The following is a 16,909-nucleotide window of genomic DNA, read 5'->3' on the forward strand; positions in this document are numbered from 1 at the left end:
CTTTTTAACAAAAAAGGCAGCCGATATTGGCTGTCTTTTCTTAATTTTATGAAAGCTTTTTTTGATAAAAGTTCGCTTTTACCCGTTTGTACCGACTATTAACAGTTGCCAATCGATCCGAAAGCGCTTTAACTTGTCCCTGGTTAAAGGAAGCAAGTAAAACGGACTTTTCTTGTTTTTGAAGGGCAATCAATAGCGGTGTGAGCGTTGTCACATCAACCCAGCGGTGGGCCTGTGAAATGACGGCCACCTCCGGCACTTGTAGACTTTGCTGCCAAATCGCCGACAAGTATTCTGGTAGGACAATCAAAATTGACTGTTCTTCCTGGCTGCTTTGGCGGGCAGCCTTAATGAGGGGCGCTGAAATGTCCTGTGCATAGACAACGTAGTCATCACCATAGCGGTCCGATAACTTGTAGTACCAATGCTTCAAGGCGGCGTGGTCCTCCACAATCAGAACAAAGTGCTGAACCTTGGCCAAAACCAGCTGTTCAATCTGCTGGTCTTCATTACGGCTCGTGGTCAGTACCGTTGTCAACTGATTTTCCGTTGTCCCCTCAAATTCACTTTTCTCCGGCAACAAGGCCCCCGGAGTCTGGGCTAAAAATGTTGCTAAATCATCCGGTAAGTAAGACGAAACGACTAGGACTTTATCCACCTGCTTCAAAAAGTACTTTTGGTACAACAAATCAGCCTTGACCTCAAAAATTAGATTTTGGACGGCCGGCTCCTTTTGGATGTGCCAGGAGATGTTGGCTAAGTATTCCTGGTGCGCTGATAGCCACGAAAGCTTAGCTAATTTAGCCGTCAAATCCGCTTGCGTCAATTTGTGGTTAAAATCAGCCTTAGCAGCCAAATCAACTAAGTCCAACAAACGATTCAAAACCGCCTTGCCGGTCTTCACCAGACCGATATCTTCAGCTTGACCATCAATCTTATTGCTGGCCTCTTCCCAGTTGTGGAGTGCCACCTTCCACTGACCCTGTGTCTTCTTCGGCAAGCTAGCTGCCAAATCAGCCAAGCGGGCTACCTGGTCTTGGTAAAAGCTCAAAGGCAACGTCAGACCGAAGCCCTCTTGAATGGCAGTCAAAAGCGCAATGGGCTTTTCCAAAATGGCCACGGGCCGATCATGATACTTGCTTGCCTTTTCCAAATCCTCCGAAATGACAAAGAAGGCCGCGAAGGTCAAAAGAACCACATCCGCCTGAGCCGCCTTGTCAAAGGCTTGGATAAAGGCCGGACCCGTTTCATCAGAACGGACCGCTGCCAAGCCAGGCTGATTTTGCACACCTTTTGGCAAATCAATGAGGGCTAAATCAGGACTTTCGGCTAACCAAACCAGGACACGCGCTTGCCAAAAGACACCACCTTGGCTTCTAGCTGCCGCCAGAACCTTTTGAAACTTCTTCTCATCCAGGTAATCGCGCGGCGCATAGAGTTTCGCCACCAATAAGTTAGTCCCGGGCAGTCGCTCCTGTAATTCCGCTAGGATAGCATCCTGATGGTTCAAGAGCGTAATGTCATGGGCCAGCAGGTATGTCGCCTGTTGGCGATTTTGATAAAAGAGTGGCAATAAATACGACAACGTCTTCTTAACTTCTGGCGGTGTCGTTAACTGCCAGACCGCTCTTTGCCGTTGTTGCAAAAAGCGCTGCACCTGGTCCATCACCTGACCCTGGTCCTCTTCGACCAAGAAACCAGGACCTAAAGCGGCATCCTTATCAGCAAGCGTCTTCGGATAAGGCACGTCGTCGCCTTTTTTGTTCTGGTTTGAATCTTTGCTTCGGTTGGACGGTCGGCTTAACGTCTCTTCACGTTCGGCCAAAAATGCCGGAGCCGGGGACCGGTCTTTCATCGCCATCGCCAAGAAATCCTGGCTTTGACGCAACAGACTCCAATCCACACTCAAGAGTTCCTTCTTCGTCTTTTCAGCTAAGCTCTGGGCCTTGTGCCAAAGCGACAACATCAAATAGGCTGTTGCCTCCGCATCAGCGTTAGCCCGGTGAGCTTGAACCAGAGGCAAGTCGAGGTACTTTGTCAAATCAGACAAGCGGTAGCCTGGTGCCGTTGGGTAAAGAATCTGGGCCAGTTGAACGGTATCGATTGCCAAGAGGTCCAGCTCAGGCAAACCAACCCGGGCAAATTCGGCATTTAAATACGGGTAATCAAAGTTCACGTTATGGGCAACAAAAACCTGGTCCTTTAACAACCCGCGCAACGATGGGGCCAGTTCTTCAAAGAACGGCGCATCCCGCACATCTTTTTGGCTAATATGGGTTAATTGTTGAATTTTTTTATCGATTGTTTGCCCTGGATTCACGAATGAATCGAAGTGTTCCACAATCTTTTTATTTTTTACAAAGGTCATCCCGATTTGAATAATTCGCCCTCCCTTTTCAACGGAGGGGTTAGTAGTTTCCAAATCGACAATCACAAAGGCGGCTGATTTTTTCATCAGGACTCCTTTCTCATCATCGAGACCAAGACATATTTGGGCCAAAAACTGTCATTTTTAGACCTAAATTTCATTTTGCTCTCGTAGTTATTTTACACTACTTAGCCTAGTGCGGTACAATATTAGCAGTAATTGGAGTCTTTATATGGAAAAAAATCATGCTGGCTTTGGCCATTCGCACGCCAAAGCCATTCTTATCGGCGACCATGCCGTTGTTTACCAACAACCGGCCGTCGCCATCCCTCTTTTGAGCCTCAAAGTCACGGCAAGCGTTCAAGCGATTGCTAGTGGCCAAATGATTATTTTAGGTGAACAGGCCTTTGACCTGGCCAATCTTGGCGCTGATTTAGAAGGCTTGCGCCAGTTAATCATCGCCCTGCTAGAAAACCTGGTTGAACCTGACCAACCATTCTTATTAGAGGTACAATCGCTCATCCCCCAAGAACGAGGCTTTGGCGCTTCAGCGGCCCTAGCAACAGCCATCACACGGGCCTTCTTTGACTGGACCAGACAAGACTTAAGTCAGGACCAACTGAATTTTTATACGAATTTGGCTGAAAGTATTTCCCACGGTTCACCTTCTGGCATCGATGCTGCCACGGTCTCGGCCGTTGAACCCGTCTGGTTCCACCAGCAACAAATCGATACCTTCCAAACTAATTTGGAAGCGACCCTCGTCCTGGCGGATACCGGTGTTCGCGGTCAAACCGTTCGAGCCGTTAACATTGTTAAGGACCAGCTCAAGAAAAATTATGAACCAACTTGGGGGGCCATTAACCACCTCGGCCAGCTAGCCTTCTTAGTGAAGGAAGCCCTAGCCAATAACGATCCCAAAACGCTGGGCCAGCTCTTTACTGATGCCCACAAGGATCTGCAAATCCTTCAAGTTTCGCACCCAAAGCTAGACACCCTTGTTAATGCCGCTTTACAAGCAGACGCACTGGGCGCCAAGTTAACCGGGTCTGGCATTGGCGGTGCGATGTTTGCCCTGGCAGAAAATGACGACCAGGCGCAAAAAATTGCTGCCGCCCTCAAACAGTCCGGAGCCAAGGAAACTTGGATTCAGCCGCTCTCAGCAGCACATTAAAAATCAGCTTAGATTTTCCACCTGGCCCAACTTTGTTTTTTAAAAACAAAATACTGCAGGTGGTCCTCAAACTGATTAATCACCCAAAAATTTAAAATACTTTCACCGAGGAAAGCACTGTGACTGATAAAACAACAACTGCCAAAGCGCATACTAATATTGCCTTCATCAAATACTGGGGTAAAAAAGATAAGACGCTCAACCTCCCAACCACTTCGTCATTGTCTCTGACGCTAAATGAATTTTATACCGAGACCATGGTAACGGCAGGTACGGAAGATACCCTGTTGATTAACAACATGATGCAGGACCCAACGCGAATCCATAATTTCCTCGATTTTTTACGTGAAGAAATTGAAGACTTTGGTCCCCTCACAGTTGTTTCCAAAAATACGGTTCCGACCGCTGCAGGTCTCGCCTCTTCGGCTTCATCCTTTGCTGCCTTGACGGCCGCCGTTGCCCGTCATCAAAACTGGGATTTGTCCTTAACGGATCTATCTCGCCTAGCACGCCGGGGTTCTGGATCAGCAACTCGGTCATTTTTCCCTGGTTTTGCCGTTTGGCACGAAGGAACCGATAATCAATCCTCTTTTGCCGAAGCATTGCCAGCCACTGATTTGCCAATCGCCCTCGTGGTTTGCGAAATCACTGGAACCGTTAAAAAAGTTTCGTCTTCTGATGGGATGATGCGGGCGATGACCTCACCCAAGTACTCAGAATGGGTTGAAAAATCACATGCCCAATTTACGGCTATGCAAGAAGCCATCGCCAACCAAAACCTACAAAAAATTGGCGAACTAGCCGAAGAAAACGCCTTGGCCATGCATGAATTAAACATTACGGCCACTGACCGGCGCTTTACTTACTTTAACCAAATGACTCTCGATGTTTTGGCCTTTGTTAAGGAACTCCGTGCCGAAGGCTTCCTGGCCTACGCCACGATTGATGCCGGTCCAAACGTTAAGATTATTACTAGCCAAGACCAGGCTGAAACCATCAAAGATAAGCTTCAAGAAAAGTTCCGCAAGTTGTGCCTCCAAATCGCAACACCAGGTCCCGGTATTAGCTTTGAAGACTAAAGGACATCTGCAATGAAAACAACCACCGTCAAAGTCCCCGGCAAACTCTTTTTAGCCGGCGAATATGCTGTCACAAAACCCGGGCAACCGGCTCTTTTGGCTGCTGTTGACCGTGGTTTGACCATTCGTGTTGCAGCAACCAACCGCCTCATGCCAGGATCTTTGGTCGTTAAATCAGACACCATGCCAGAACCACTTGTTTTAACCTGGTCGGCCTTGGCCGAGTTAAACCAAGAAACAAGCGACTCCTTCTTAGGGCCCTGGTCCTTTGTCAAGGCGGCTTTGGTACTCTTCTACCAAGAACACCTAGACCTTAATCTAACGCAACACCCCGGCTTATCGTTGACGATTTCCTCGCAAATGGCGGTTGACCACAATAAGCTCGGCTTAGGATCATCGGCTGCCGTTTCGGTTGCCATCATCAAGGGTTTGGTCACATACTTTAATCAAAAAGACCACCTGCCAGCTATTTTCCGCCAAGCGGCCTTCGCCCACTACTTTATTCAGGGTTCTGGTTCCCTTGGTGATTTAGCCTCGGCTACTTTTACCGGTGTGATTTTTTATCAAGCACCCGACTGGCTAAACCAAGTAGATTCCAAAACGCTCACTCTGTCTGATTTTTCAAAGCTCGACTGGTCGAACCTCGCCATCAAACCCCTTCCTTGGCCAAAAAATTGGCAAATTGGTATCGTCGCCACTTTCCAACCTGCCTCAACAAAAAAGGCGCTCGCCAAGGGCTTTTGGCAAACTGATTTTGCCCGTCAATCAAAAGAAGCTGTGACAAAGGCGGCCTTAGCGATTGAAAACCATGATTACCATGGCTTGATGCAAGGACTCAAGAACAACCAGGACCTTTTGAAAAAGGCCCTGCCAACCGGTTACCTGACCCCCGCCCTCAGTCAATTTTTGACGCTCTTAGGGCAAAAAGGCCTCGCCGGTAAGGTTTCTGGTGCCGGCTATGGTGATAACGGCTTTGTTGTCTTTGAAAACCAAACCCAAGGGCACGGCTTTCATCAAGCTAGCCAAGGAACAGCCCTCCACCTTCTCTTACCAGGACTCTGGCAAGATTCCGTGTTACTGTGAAAGAATTTTAAGATGGCCACTACTCATTCAAACCGTAAAAACGAACACCTTTCGCTGGCAACCAAGTTTTGGCGTGACAAGGAAAACCCAGTGATTGGGCCGGGCTTTGATGCTGTCCGTTGGGTCCCGGGACCACTGAAAGACATGGCGGTTGCTGACGTCCAAACGACCACCCACATCCTTGGCGCAGACTTTGCCTGGCCCTTTTACATTGAGGCCATGACTGGCGGCTCCGTTGCTAGTACCAAGGTCAACGCTGATTTGGCCACCGTTGCTCAAAAGACGGGCTTAGCGATGGCGGTTGGTTCACAATCCGTTGCCTTAAAAGATAGCAGTCAGGTCGAATCCTACCGTGCTGTGCGGCAAAATCACCCTGAGGGATTTTTAATTGCCAACCTCGGCGCTGACCATCCCATCCAAAATGTTCAAGCAGCAATCGACATGATTGATGCCAATGCCATCGAACTTCATGTCAATTTAGGCCAAGAACTGGCCATGGCGGAAGGCGATCGGCGCTTTTACTGGCTCGATAACTTAGCCACCGTCATTGCTAAATCGCCCGTACCGGTCATCATCAAGGAAGTTGGTTTTGGCATGGGCCCCGATTTGCTCAAGCAACTGTCAGCACTCAAACCAGCAGCCATTAACGTTGGTGGTGGTAATGGAACGAGCTTTGCCCAAATTGAGCAGCGCCGTGACCGGCAAAATAAGAACCCCTTGGACTTAAGTGCCTTTGGGCTCAGCACGGTTGAATCGCTCTTAGCAGGACAAAAGGCCGCTATTGATTCACCGTTAATTGCCACAGGCGGGATTCAATCCATCAACAATGTTGTGACTGCCTTAATTTTGGGAGCGAAAACAACCTCGTCCGCTGGTCACTTCCTGCAAGTCTTAATGACAAAGAGCCCCTCAGCCCTGCAACAAGAAATCGAGAACTGGCAACAGGCCCTGCCTGAATTAATGACCCTTTTGGGCGCTACGACCGTTTTCGACCTTAGCCAAGTTCCAAGGCTGTACCGGGCAGACCTCCAAAATTTTTCTGACCAGCTTTAACAACGCTGGTCCTCTTAATTTCAATCAACAAACAAAAGAAGTTAGCCGAAAAATACTTTTCGACTAACTTCTTTTTAATTTCATCAATTGTTATGAAAAGTCTGCGTGATTAATCTTAGCTGCCAAATCAGCTAAGCTGATTTTTTCGATTTTGGGTTGGCCGATAGCGGTTAGGTAAACGACATTCAAATAACCATGACGGTTTTTCTTGTCGTTTTTAATTTTGTCCATTAAACCATCATCAGTTAATAAGGACGATGTCACGGGTAAGTCGACAGCTTCTAAGCGGTTTCGTAGCTTATCCAATACCTCATGGGTTTCGTCTTGATCAGCAAAGATTGTGCTAATCGCAATCAGCCCTAAGCTAACCGCCTCCCCATGGCGAAGGTCACCGTTTGCCAGTGACTCAACCCCATGACCGATTGTATGACCAAAATTCAATAGTTGCCGTTGGCCGCCCTCACGTTCATCCTGGCTAGTCACTTCAACCTTAAAGTTAAGCGCAAAATGAATTAACTTAGCCGCTTCTTGCAAAATGGTTGCCGGCGAATTAATTTGTAAAATCAGGGACCAAAAGTCGCCCCCAACTAAGGCTCCAGCCTTGACTATCTCACCATAACCCTCGACCAAGTCTCGCTGTGGTAACGTTTTTAGCATTTGCGGATCAATCAGAACCAAGTCTGGCTGGTAAAAAGTTCCCAGTAAATTTTTCACTTGAGCCACGTCGACTGCCGTCTTACCACCCACCGAACTATCTACCTGGGCGAGCAAGGAGGTCGGGACCTGAATAAAATCAATGCCCCGCATATAAACCGAGGCCAACAGACCGGTCAAATCGCCAACTACGCCTCCGCCGAGGGCTAACAGACTATCGGTCCGATTAAAGGACGCTGCTGCCAACTGTTGGGCCAATTTTTCTAACTGGGCTAATGACTTTGAATGTTCCCCATGAGGAACCACGGCAGTAACCACCGTAAAGCTGGCTTCCGTCAATGAATGTGTAACTTGGTCGAGGTACAGGGGACCAACATTGTCGTCCGTGATAATGGCGACTTTGCGCGGTGACCAGACTTGACGGACACGGTCGCCAAGTGTCTTTAGCAAGCCATCTTCAATTACGACATCGTAAGACTGATTTGGCATTTTCACCAGAATCATACTCATGGCTTTACCCCCGAATAATACTGTGAATGGCACGGGACTGGTTTGCCAGTTCTTCTAATTGCTTTGGCAACAATGCCTGAGGGCCATCGGAAAAAGCCTGATCTGGATGATCGTGAATTTCAATAATCAAGCCAGCTGCACCCGCTGCCACCCCGGCCAAGGCCTCAGGACCGACTAAGCTCTCGTAGCCAGCCGCATGGCTTGGGTCAACCATGACTGGGTATGGCGATAACGCCCGCAAGACGGGAACTGCGCCAACATCGAGCGTGTTGCGGGTGTATTTATTATCAAAAGTCCGGATGCCACGCTCAACCAAAATAATTTGCTGGTTGCCACCTGCTGCAATATATTCTGCAGCGTTTAAAATATCATCAATCGTGGCGGACATGCCGCGCTTCAACATCACGGGAATCTGTGTCTGACCGACCGCCTTTAGCAGTGAAAAGTTCTGCATATTACGTGCACCAATTTGGAAAATATCGGTATACTGGCCCACTAAGTCAACATGGCTTTCATCCATTACTTCAGTGACCACGTCCAAATCGAAAGCATCCGCTGCTTCGCGAAGGTATTTCAGCCCCTCTTCGCCAAGCCCCTGGAAAGAGTATGGTGACGTCCGTGGTTTAAAAGCGCCACCACGCAAAACAGTTGCCCCAGCCTTCTTAGCCGCCTCTGCCATTAAAAAGACGTGTTCCTTCGATTCAACTGAACAAGGTCCAGCCATTAACGTTAGACTCTGATGGTCAATTTGACTATGGGCTGTCTTGACGACAATGTCCTCGGGATGTAACGCCCGACTACTTTGGACAGCCTTTGGATGGTCGAGAATAATGTCTGTGACTGCTGCCCGTTCAGCCTCTGTTAAATCAGCGGTCGTTAAGCCCGTCAAAGCAATTCGTCTCCCATGAATAAAGACATCCGTTTTTTCAGCAAAACGCTCCTTTAAAGATTGAATCTTTGGGTCGGTACTTGATGCAAATTCGATAATCATCCTATTCTCCTTTAACCATACAAAAAGCCAATAAAAAAACTCTCGTGCTGGTCCCTTACCACCACGAGAGTTTGTACCGAATCCTGGTCTCGGTCCGCCATGGTAAGTAACCGTGTGCGTGACCGAGGAACATGTTGAAGCTATTGGCCACACAAAATGGAGTATCTGCTCCATTCTGTGCGAATCAAGCAGACGCTTTACCAATAGCTATAAAATCGAACCGTCGTCCGTGCTTTCAACATGTTTTTGTCCTCCGTAAATTAATTTATGCCTTTATTAAAGCACGGTATCAAATAAAAATCAAATTAATCCCTCATCTTTTTATCATTTTATACACATAAATTAGTAAATGTTCTTTTTCTGAGCATTAGCCCTGGTTGCTCACCGTGAAGACGATATGATTGACGGCCACTTGATTCATGAGTTGAACCCATGTATCGCATCACTTATTCAACTCGAGCAAAAAAGCTCCACCATTCACGGCGGAGCTACTCGATTATTGTTTTTGTGTCACTAAATCCAGCAAGCGCAAGACATCCGCTTGGTTCACCAGGCGATGTTCGGCCACGTTATAAAACATTGGTTGATAACGCGCAATTTGCTGTAAATCGTGTTGGTTCGTCGTGCTGTGCTGAACGTCACAGGCATCCTCAATTCCGGCTAACGCTGGAAAATCAGTCGCACTCATAATCGATCCCATCACGGTATCGGCTGATTCGTATTGCAAGGCCTCCAGATACTTTAAAACTTCCATTGAACCTCCTTCAGCCGTTATGCTTATTGAACGGGCTTATTCATATATTCTTCGACGTCATCCCAGTGAGAAACTTCGTCCTTCACTCCAGTGGTCTCGCTACCCTTGTGCCAGGCAAAGCTTGGGTACCAGATACTGTGCTTTTCTTGGTTAAGTGCCTTAATTTCAGCCACTTCATCGGGTGACAAAACAAAGTCATCAATTTGACTGTTGGCAATAATGCGCTCTTCGTGGGCTGACTTTGGAATCGTGATAGCCCCCATTTGGTAATCAAAACGCAAAATCACTTGAGCAACTGATTTATCATGGGCTTGCGCAATCTTTTCAACGGCTGGGTTTGAGAGTGCTTCGCCACCGCCCAATGGTCCCCAGGCTTCCATTGCCATCCCAATCCCGTTCATATAAGTGAAGAGTGATTCTTCTTGAACCAATGGATTAAATTCCATTTGGTTTACTTGTGGCATCACGGTACCAGCTTCCAGCAATTCCTGGATTTTTTCTTCGTTAAAGTTTGAAATTCCAATAGCACGAACTTTGCCTTCACGGTACAATTTTTCAACAGCGTGCCAAGTGTCGACATACTTGCCATCAACTGGCCAGTGAATCAACAATAAGTCCAAGTAAGTCAAACGCAATTGCTTCAATTGCTCCTCAAAGGCTTTCAAAGTTGTTTCATAACCTTGGTCACCGTTAAAAACCTTAGTCGTAATAAACAAGTCCTTCCGGTTCAAGCGGTTATCCTTCAAGGCCTGTTGAATTCCATAACCAACACCGGGCTGATTACCATACTGCTTAGCTGTATCAATCAATCGATAACCATTTTTAATGGCTACCTGGACGGAATCGGCGGCCTCCTTATTGGAAGACTTCCAAACGCCGAGACCGAAAACCGGCATTTCAACGCCGTTAGCGAGCTTCGTTGTTTCTTGCAAAATTGACTTTTCCATTGAACAAATCCCCTCTTTTTTACTTTTGTGACTACCTCTAGTGTAAATCAAAAGCCCCTCCAGTTTCAAACCAAAGTCAGTAATCATTACTTTATTATGCTCATATAGAATATTTTCAACCCAGTTTGGCTGTTATAATCAATGAAAAAGAAGCAGTTGCTTCAACAACCGCTTCTCTAGCAAGCCTGTAAACCGGTCGCTATCAATATTTGATTCATTTTATTTTTAATTTTCCCATGCTATAATAAAGGTATAAAAAGAAGCTGTTGCTTCAACAACCGCTTCCCTAGCAAACCCGTAAAACGGTAGCTACCTAATTTATTATTTGAAAAATAACTGTCAGGCTGCCTAAGCGAAGACAGTTATTTTTTATTGCTAATTTTTTCGATTAGCTCAATCACAATACTAATCAACTTTAGAATAAACAGTCCAAAGGCCAATAGTATCATGATGATGTCCGTAACGGGCATCTGGCCACTCCTTTCCAAGAATGTGCGTCTACAGTTATTTCACCATAAGCACCACCCCCTTTATCAGAGTAGCCACCATCTTCACTAGTTTGCTATACAAAATTATATCATAAACACTAATTTAAAGGCATTTATAGATTTTTTATTAAAAAATGTTCATTATTTTAATGGCCGAGTGTCCAACCACCATCAAGAGTCACAACCGTTCCATTCACGTAACTAGCTTGTGGGCTAGTTAAATATAAGGTCAAATCAGCGACTTCCTGTGGATTGGCCCAGCGTTGTGCCGGCGTCTGTTTGGCGACCTCTTGTGCCATCTTTCCCTCACCCGCAAAATCAGCTGCATTCATCGGCGTTTTAATCGCACCTGGGGCAATCGCGTTCGCCCTTATGCCATCTTTGGCATAATCAAAGGCCACCTGCTTCGTTAGACCAATCAGAGCATGTTTAGCCATAGTATAAGCCGCACCGCCACCACCAGCCTGCAGACCGGCAATGGATGCCATGTAAACCAGAGTACCATGTCCTTGTCGGATCATCTTTGGTAAGACGGCTTGTGTCAGGGCAATGGCCGGTTGCAGGTTGATTGACAAGACGCGATTAATGCTTGCTTGGTCCTGATTTAGTAGTGGCTGAAAGCCATCCAAAACCCCAGCAGTGTTCAAGAAGATATCAAAGGCTTCTGTTGCTGACCTGAACTGCTCTACCAGTGCATCAAGTTCCTCTTTTCGGCCCAAATCAGCCTGAATTTTAGTTAACCGAGCGTCCTCATAGTCAATTTCTTGCACATCAACCGCCACAACTTCGGCACCAGCAGCTAAATAGGTCTTCATTTGGCAAAAACCGATGCCAGAAGCGGCACCGGTTAATAATACTTTTTGATTGTGATAGTTTTGTTCAATCATTATTTTTTTAAATTAACGACCTTTGACAAGGCATAGATAACGATTCCACCAACGACCAAGGAAACCAACTCACCTGGCACTAATGAAACATAGTAAGAAAGCCAGTTAGCCAGCAATGAGGAAGATGAGTAGTCGGGAGCAAAGGCCCCGTGAGCGTGAATAGCAAAGGCAAAAGTAAATTCTGCTGCCAAAATCGCCATTCCAATCGTCAAAACAACCACCGTTGAGATGATAATCTTGATTAGTGGCTTTTCCACCTTACGAGTTAGCAGGTAAGTCAAACCAGTCATGATTACTGTACCCAATGTTCCAAAAACCCAGTCAATCCAGCCCAGGGGTGAAACCATATTGGCAATCAAGACCCCTAAGCCAAGGGCGACAACATAGCGCTTATTCCAAGCAGCTAGATGGTTCAGCCCTTCGGATAGACGCAATTGGACAGGACCAAAGCCAATGGGGGCCACTAACATCGTAATTGCCGCATAAAGGGCAGCCACGACGGCTGTTAACGTCAGGCCCAACGCCTTGGAAGTTGTTTTTTGGTTAAAATCGTTCATATTGTACTCCTAGTTTTGTTTAAGCGGGATGGTTGATGAACCGCTAATTGTTTAATTAGTGCCAACTTGCCAGCCGGTTAGCTGGTGCTTGACATGAAAAAGATTCGGTAAAATACCGAATCTAATAAAAAGTATTCTAACTGATTTATGGTAACTAAAAGCTTAGTTTTCGTCCATGAAATCCTTTAAGTGCTTTGACCGTGATGGGTGGCGCAACTTACGCAACGCCTTAGCTTCAATTTGACGAATTCGTTCACGGGTAACCCCGAAGACACGGCCAACTTCTTCCAAAGTACGTGTCCGACCGTCTTCCAAACCGAAACGCAAACGCAAAACATTTTCCTCACGGTCAGTTAACGTATCCAAGACAGACTCCAATTGATCACGAAGCATTTCATAAGCAGCAGAATCCGCTGGTGAAACGGCTTCGTTATCTTCGATGAAGTCACCCAAGTGCGAGTCGTCCTCTTCACCAATTGGCGTTTCCAATGAAACCGGTTCTTGAGCAATCTTCAAGATTTCGCGAATCTTGTCAGCAGTCAAGTCCATTTCGGCCCCAATTTCTTCAGGAAGTGGTTCACGACCCAAATCTTGTAGCAATTGACGTTGAATTCGAATTAACTTGTTAATGGTTTCAACCATGTGAACAGGCACACGGATTGTCCGGGCCTGATCGGCAATGGCACGTGTAATGGCCTGACGAATCCACCAGGTTGCATAAGTTGAAAACTTAAATCCCTTAGTGTAATCAAACTTGTCAACGGCCTTCATCAAGCCCATGTTACCTTCTTGGATCAAGTCCAAGAATTGCATACCACGACCGACATAACGCTTAGCGATTGAGACAACCAAACGCAAGTTCGCTTCTGCTAATTCTTGCTTTGCTTCTTCATCCCCAGCTTCGATTCGCTTAGACAATTCAATTTCTTCATCACCCTGCAAAAGGTTAACACGACCGATTTCCTTCAAATACATCCGGACAGGGTCGTTAATCTTAATGTCGGAAGTATCCTCAGCGTTATCCAATTCATCCTTCGATAGCTTGTTTTGCTTTGCCTGGAGAACTTCTGGTGCGGGTTCACCCTTTTCGTCAACAATGGCGATACCGGCATCTTCAACCTTTTCCATCAAACGTTCGATGTTTTCAGTATCCAGGTGGAAAGGTTCCGCAATCTTTTCAGACAATTCACGGTATTGAATTTGCTTAGCCGGCTTGTATTCCTTCAACAATTCACGAACAGCCTTATCATAGGCAGCCGACTTGATTGGGCCAGACTTCTTAGCCGGCTTTTTAACAGGTTGCTTGGCAATTTCAGCCGCCTCTTCGGGCGTCTTACCTTCAGCTAAGGCCAACAGTTCCGCTTTACGAGCCCGACCATGGTAAGCAATGTGTTGCTCATCAAGGTAAGCTTTAATTTCGGAAATTTTACTTGAACTTGAAATTTTTGCCATTATATCTCCTATTGCTGGGAATACTTTCTTCTTAGGTTAATTAACTCGGTCCCGAGTTGAATCAGGGCCATTTCATCATGCTGATTTTTAGCCAAGGCAATCTTCTTATTTAGAGCCTCAACTTGGCTTTCATAAGGAGCCTCTTCCATAATTACACGAATGTAGTCATTAACCGCATCCCGCTGAACTTCTAGTGTACCAAATTCTCGGTCGATTGCCATCATTTTTTGGTTTAAATCAGGCTTTTGAACAAAGTCCAAAAAGCCAGCTAAATCAAAACTTTGCTGTCCCTGTTTGGTATATGCTTCATAAAGCATCATTAACAGTTGGTATTCTGGATGGACAAAGGCAAAGTCGGGCAATCCCTTAACCATATTCATGGCTGCAGGTGACTTAATCATTGCCATTAAGAGCCCCTGCTCAGCTCGCTCAGTCCGTGTTAAACCGGCATTTAAATGTCCGGCTAACTCATCGGCAGAAGCCGTTGGACTAGTAGGTTCACCAAGAGCAGCTAATGATTCAAAGCCATCCGAATAATCCGGTTGCCATGAGTCATCCGACCAGCCATTCTGGTCGGTCTGGACCTTTCGCCACTGCTTCTTTGATGGCGCCTTTTGAACCACCTGTGCCGGTCGATTAGCAAGAAACTCCTGAAACTCTCGCTGGAGAGCCGTAAAGTCAGACCCATATTCTTCACTAAACTGCCGCAAAAAATAATCCTGCTCAACCGGACTTGCCACAGCCAAAATCGGCCATGCTTCCTTTAAAAAGTCGAGGTACTGGGCCTGATTTTCCAGATTTTTACCGTTTTTAGCCGCTTGAATCAAAAATTCAGTCGGTGTCAAAACGCCGTGGTCAAGGTCTTGCTTTAAGAACTCTAACCCCTGTTCACGCCGGACCTCATCAGGATCACGACCATCTGGTAAGGAAACAACCCCAATTTCAACTTGGGGGGCAACCTGACGAATTAACGGTATCGAACGCTTAGCTGCTTTTTGCCCAGCCGCATCGCCATCATAGACCAAGAGGATTTTATCTGTGATTTTACTTAAATCAGTCACATGATGTTCAGTCAAGGCCGTCCCCATTGTGGCAACGGCACCGGTCGCTCCTGCTATAGCGGCCGAAATCACATCCATAAAACCTTCAAAAATCATGGCCGGTTGACCAGCCCGAATAGCCGGTTTTGCCTGATCAAAGTTATACAGCAAGTTTCCCTTATTAAAGAAAGGCGACTCTGGTGAGTTCATATATTTAGCTGGATTGTTTGGATCAAGCGAGCGACCAGAAAAGCCCCGAACCTGACCCCTGACATCTTTAATTGGCCAGACAATTCGGTTGTTAAAGCGGTCACGGCTAATTTCACCATCCTGGTCAATAAATAATTGACTTTCTAGGAGGAGCTTGTCAGCCAAATTGTGCTCCCTGGCATAAGCCAATAACACATTGTTCGATGGAACAAACCCCAAGCCATAACGTTTGATGGTCTCGTCATCGAGCTTACGGTCATCATGCAGGTAGGCCAAAGCTTGTTCACCCGCTGTTGTATTCAACAAAATATGCGTATACAACCGCTCAGCATTTTGATATAAATCAAAAATCGCGGCAAATTGTTCCTGTCGCGCCGAAGGCTGCCCCTGGTACTTATCTAAACCAGATAAGTTGAGATTCTTAGCCAGGGATAGGACAGTTTCCGGATAGGTATAACCTTCTTTTTCCATTAAAAACGAAAAAACGGTCCCCGAGCGCCCACAGGAGAAACAATGAAAAACCTGCTTTTTATCATCAACAAAGAGTGAAGGACGGCGATCCTCATGAAATGGGCAAGACCCGTTCCATTCGCGACCGCGCTTCACTAACTGGGTATAATTTTGAATCACATCGACGATGTTGGTTTGCGACCGAACTTCATCGATTACACTTTGTGGAATCCGTTCTGCCATAAGCCTCCTTCAAACTGGTAACTACGCCAGTCCGCACTTCTACCCAATACAATGTTGTCTACTATTATAGGAAGATTTTGAGTATTTGTCAAAGTTTTTTGTTCACAAAAAGACCGGTTTAGCTACCGGCCTTCCTATCTATGACACATGGTTTACTTTGTCACTTCAGCGTTTAATTTTCTTCATTAAATCAGTGCTTACGATTAAAAATTTTCATACTTGCAAAACCAGCACCAATTAAGGCTAATAAATCTAAGAAAACTAATCGGCAAGTCTGCTGTTTGCCGGTTGCGGGCAAAACTGACTGAGACCTTGCTGTTGTAGATGATCCCGATTACGAAGTTTGCGCAGTAGTCGTTGATGCGCTTGTTTGCTGACTTGGCTGCACTGTTTGTGAGGTCGCATTCGACAAATCATTAACCTGATTTTTTTGAGTTGTCACAGCAGAAACCGCTATGCTAGCGCCAGTAGTGACTGATTCAGACGAAACTGCCGCAATTATTGTTCCAGAATTTGATTGATTATTATCCAATTGAGTTGCAGTCATTGACGCCGCTGTGGCTATTGATGCATTATTGAACGACGTTGCATTCCCAGCATTCGGTTTGTTGACCGATCCAGTAATTTCCCCTTGCTGAACATCATCAGCCCTTGCACGGTTGGCTATCATAACTGGTACCATAAACGTTATCGTGCCAAAGACTACCGTTTCGATTAGTAACGACCGCCAACTATTTTTACTAAAAAGCCCTCTAGTATCTAAACCCGAAGACATTTTCAACGAGATAAATTGATCAAACAACAACATAATAGAAAGAAATATGGTCGTTTCAATCAGGCTAATTTCTGAGCTCATTACCTTTTCCCTATTTTATGGCAATCGAGACTGATTTATCTTAGCTAAGTATTCCCTCCTTTTGTTATACAATCTAGTCTGATCACAAAAAAAAACCGTCTGCACATTACGTG

General features: G+C 46.1%; 15 protein-coding genes and 1 riboswitch. Of the genes, 4 read left to right on the forward strand and 11 right to left on the reverse strand.

Annotated features, from left to right (window positions below; translation table 11 throughout):
* Positions 1-46: 46 nt before the first annotated feature.
* Positions 47-2,455: an exonuclease domain-containing protein gene (locus FEFB_RS03990; RefSeq protein ID WP_047974963.1), complete on the reverse strand. Its 2,409-nt coding sequence runs from the start codon at positions 2,453-2,455 to the stop codon at positions 47-49.
* A gap of 145 nt (positions 2,456-2,600) precedes the next feature.
* On the opposite strand from FEFB_RS03990, the gene mvk reads away from it, so the two are divergent.
* The 4 genes from mvk to fni all read left to right on the forward strand — a co-directional run bounded on the left by mvk (position 2,601) and on the right by fni (position 6,757).
* Positions 2,601-3,542: a mevalonate kinase gene (mvk, locus tag FEFB_RS03995; RefSeq protein WP_047974964.1), complete on the forward strand. Its 942-nt coding sequence runs from the start codon at positions 2,601-2,603 to the stop codon at positions 3,540-3,542.
* Between the two features lie 119 nt (positions 3,543-3,661).
* A complete protein-coding gene (mvaD, locus tag FEFB_RS04000; RefSeq protein ID WP_047974965.1) occupies positions 3,662-4,621 on the forward strand; it encodes a diphosphomevalonate decarboxylase in 960 nt (319 codons plus the stop codon).
* A gap of 12 nt (positions 4,622-4,633) precedes the next feature.
* Entirely contained in the window at positions 4,634-5,704 is a 1,071-nt protein-coding gene (locus FEFB_RS04005) for a phosphomevalonate kinase (RefSeq protein WP_053068946.1), read from the forward strand.
* Positions 5,705-5,716: 12 nt separating this feature from the next.
* On the forward strand, positions 5,717-6,757 hold the full coding sequence (fni, locus tag FEFB_RS04010) for a type 2 isopentenyl-diphosphate Delta-isomerase (protein ID WP_047974966.1): 1,041 nt from the start codon (positions 5,717-5,719) through the stop codon (positions 6,755-6,757).
* A gap of 90 nt (positions 6,758-6,847) precedes the next feature.
* On the opposite strand, the gene aroB is transcribed toward fni, so the two are convergent.
* From aroB to FEFB_RS04055, 10 genes are all read right to left on the reverse strand, one after another.
* Positions 6,848-7,921: a 3-dehydroquinate synthase gene (gene aroB / locus FEFB_RS04015; protein ID WP_047974967.1), complete on the reverse strand. Its 1,074-nt coding sequence runs from the start codon at positions 7,919-7,921 to the stop codon at positions 6,848-6,850.
* A gap of 4 nt (positions 7,922-7,925) precedes the next feature.
* Positions 7,926-8,912: a 3-deoxy-7-phosphoheptulonate synthase gene (gene aroF / locus FEFB_RS04020; RefSeq protein ID WP_047974968.1), complete on the reverse strand. Its 987-nt coding sequence runs from the start codon at positions 8,910-8,912 to the stop codon at positions 7,926-7,928.
* 496 nt (positions 8,913-9,408) lie between these two features.
* Positions 9,409-9,666, reverse strand: coding sequence for a hypothetical protein (locus FEFB_RS04025; protein ID WP_047974969.1), 258 nt, complete (start codon positions 9,664-9,666; stop codon positions 9,409-9,411).
* Between the two features lie 23 nt (positions 9,667-9,689).
* Entirely contained in the window at positions 9,690-10,613 is a 924-nt protein-coding gene (locus FEFB_RS04030; protein ID WP_047974970.1) for an aldo/keto reductase, read from the reverse strand.
* Between the two features lie 362 nt (positions 10,614-10,975).
* Positions 10,976-11,083, reverse strand: a complete 108-nt coding sequence (locus FEFB_RS09175) for a putative holin-like toxin (protein WP_369795906.1) — start codon at positions 11,081-11,083, stop codon at positions 10,976-10,978.
* A 164-nt stretch (positions 11,084-11,247) separates the two neighbouring features.
* Positions 11,248-11,988 carry a 3-oxoacyl-ACP reductase gene (locus tag FEFB_RS04035; protein ID WP_047974971.1) on the reverse strand — a complete coding sequence of 247 codons (741 nt, stop codon included), beginning with the start codon at positions 11,986-11,988 and terminating at the stop codon, positions 11,248-11,250.
* Entirely contained in the window at positions 11,988-12,545 is a 558-nt protein-coding gene (locus FEFB_RS04040) for a QueT transporter family protein (RefSeq protein WP_047974972.1), read from the reverse strand. The genes FEFB_RS04035 and FEFB_RS04040 overlap by 1 nt, the downstream gene beginning before the upstream one ends.
* Before the next feature lie 3 nt (positions 12,546-12,548).
* Positions 12,549-12,595, reverse strand: a riboswitch (PreQ1 riboswitch).
* A gap of 112 nt (positions 12,596-12,707) precedes the next feature.
* Positions 12,708-13,997 carry an RNA polymerase sigma factor RpoD gene (gene rpoD / locus FEFB_RS04045; protein ID WP_200898275.1) on the reverse strand — a complete coding sequence of 430 codons (1,290 nt, stop codon included), beginning with the start codon at positions 13,995-13,997 and terminating at the stop codon, positions 12,708-12,710.
* 8 nt (positions 13,998-14,005) lie between these two features.
* Positions 14,006-15,940: a DNA primase gene (dnaG, locus tag FEFB_RS04050; RefSeq protein WP_047974973.1), complete on the reverse strand. Its 1,935-nt coding sequence runs from the start codon at positions 15,938-15,940 to the stop codon at positions 14,006-14,008.
* Positions 15,941-16,274: 334 nt separating this feature from the next.
* Positions 16,275-16,796, reverse strand: a complete 522-nt coding sequence (locus FEFB_RS04055; RefSeq protein ID WP_047974974.1) for a hypothetical protein — start codon at positions 16,794-16,796, stop codon at positions 16,275-16,277.
* Between the last annotated feature and the right edge of the window lie 113 nt (positions 16,797-16,909).

Origin of the sequence: Fructobacillus sp. EFB-N1 (assembly GCF_001038455.1) — a bacterium.
Classification (GTDB): domain Bacteria; phylum Bacillota; class Bacilli; order Lactobacillales; family Lactobacillaceae; genus Fructobacillus; species Fructobacillus cardui.

What these genes read in the sequence shown, in the direction of transcription:
- aroB (WP_047974967.1), bottom strand. Translation starts at nt 7,921, where the DNA reads ATGAGTATGATTCTGGTGAAAATGCCAAATCAGTCTTACGATGTCGTA.
- FEFB_RS04005 (WP_053068946.1), top strand. Translation starts at nt 4,634, where the DNA reads ATGAAAACAACCACCGTCAAAGTCCCCGGCAAACTCTTTTTAGCCGGC.
- FEFB_RS04055 (WP_047974974.1), bottom strand. Translation starts at nt 16,796, where the DNA reads ATGAGCTCAGAAATTAGCCTGATTGAAACGACCATATTTCTTTCTATT.
- fni (WP_047974966.1), top strand. Translation starts at nt 5,717, where the DNA reads ATGGCCACTACTCATTCAAACCGTAAAAACGAACACCTTTCGCTGGCA.
- mvk (WP_047974964.1), top strand. Translation starts at nt 2,601, where the DNA reads ATGGAAAAAAATCATGCTGGCTTTGGCCATTCGCACGCCAAAGCCATT.
- FEFB_RS03990 (WP_047974963.1), bottom strand. Translation starts at nt 2,455, where the DNA reads ATGAAAAAATCAGCCGCCTTTGTGATTGTCGATTTGGAAACTACTAAC.
- FEFB_RS04040 (WP_047974972.1), bottom strand. Translation starts at nt 12,545, where the DNA reads ATGAACGATTTTAACCAAAAAACAACTTCCAAGGCGTTGGGCCTGACG.
- FEFB_RS09175 (WP_369795906.1), bottom strand. Translation starts at nt 11,083, where the DNA reads ATGCCCGTTACGGACATCATCATGATACTATTGGCCTTTGGACTGTTT.
- FEFB_RS04025 (WP_047974969.1), bottom strand. Translation starts at nt 9,666, where the DNA reads ATGGAAGTTTTAAAGTATCTGGAGGCCTTGCAATACGAATCAGCCGAT.
- aroF (WP_047974968.1), bottom strand. Translation starts at nt 8,912, where the DNA reads ATGATTATCGAATTTGCATCAAGTACCGACCCAAAGATTCAATCTTTA.
- rpoD (WP_200898275.1), bottom strand. Translation starts at nt 13,997, where the DNA reads ATGGCAAAAATTTCAAGTTCAAGTAAAATTTCCGAAATTAAAGCTTAC.
- FEFB_RS04030 (WP_047974970.1), bottom strand. Translation starts at nt 10,613, where the DNA reads ATGGAAAAGTCAATTTTGCAAGAAACAACGAAGCTCGCTAACGGCGTT.
- FEFB_RS04035 (WP_047974971.1), bottom strand. Translation starts at nt 11,988, where the DNA reads ATGATTGAACAAAACTATCACAATCAAAAAGTATTATTAACCGGTGCC.
- dnaG (WP_047974973.1), bottom strand. Translation starts at nt 15,940, where the DNA reads ATGGCAGAACGGATTCCACAAAGTGTAATCGATGAAGTTCGGTCGCAA.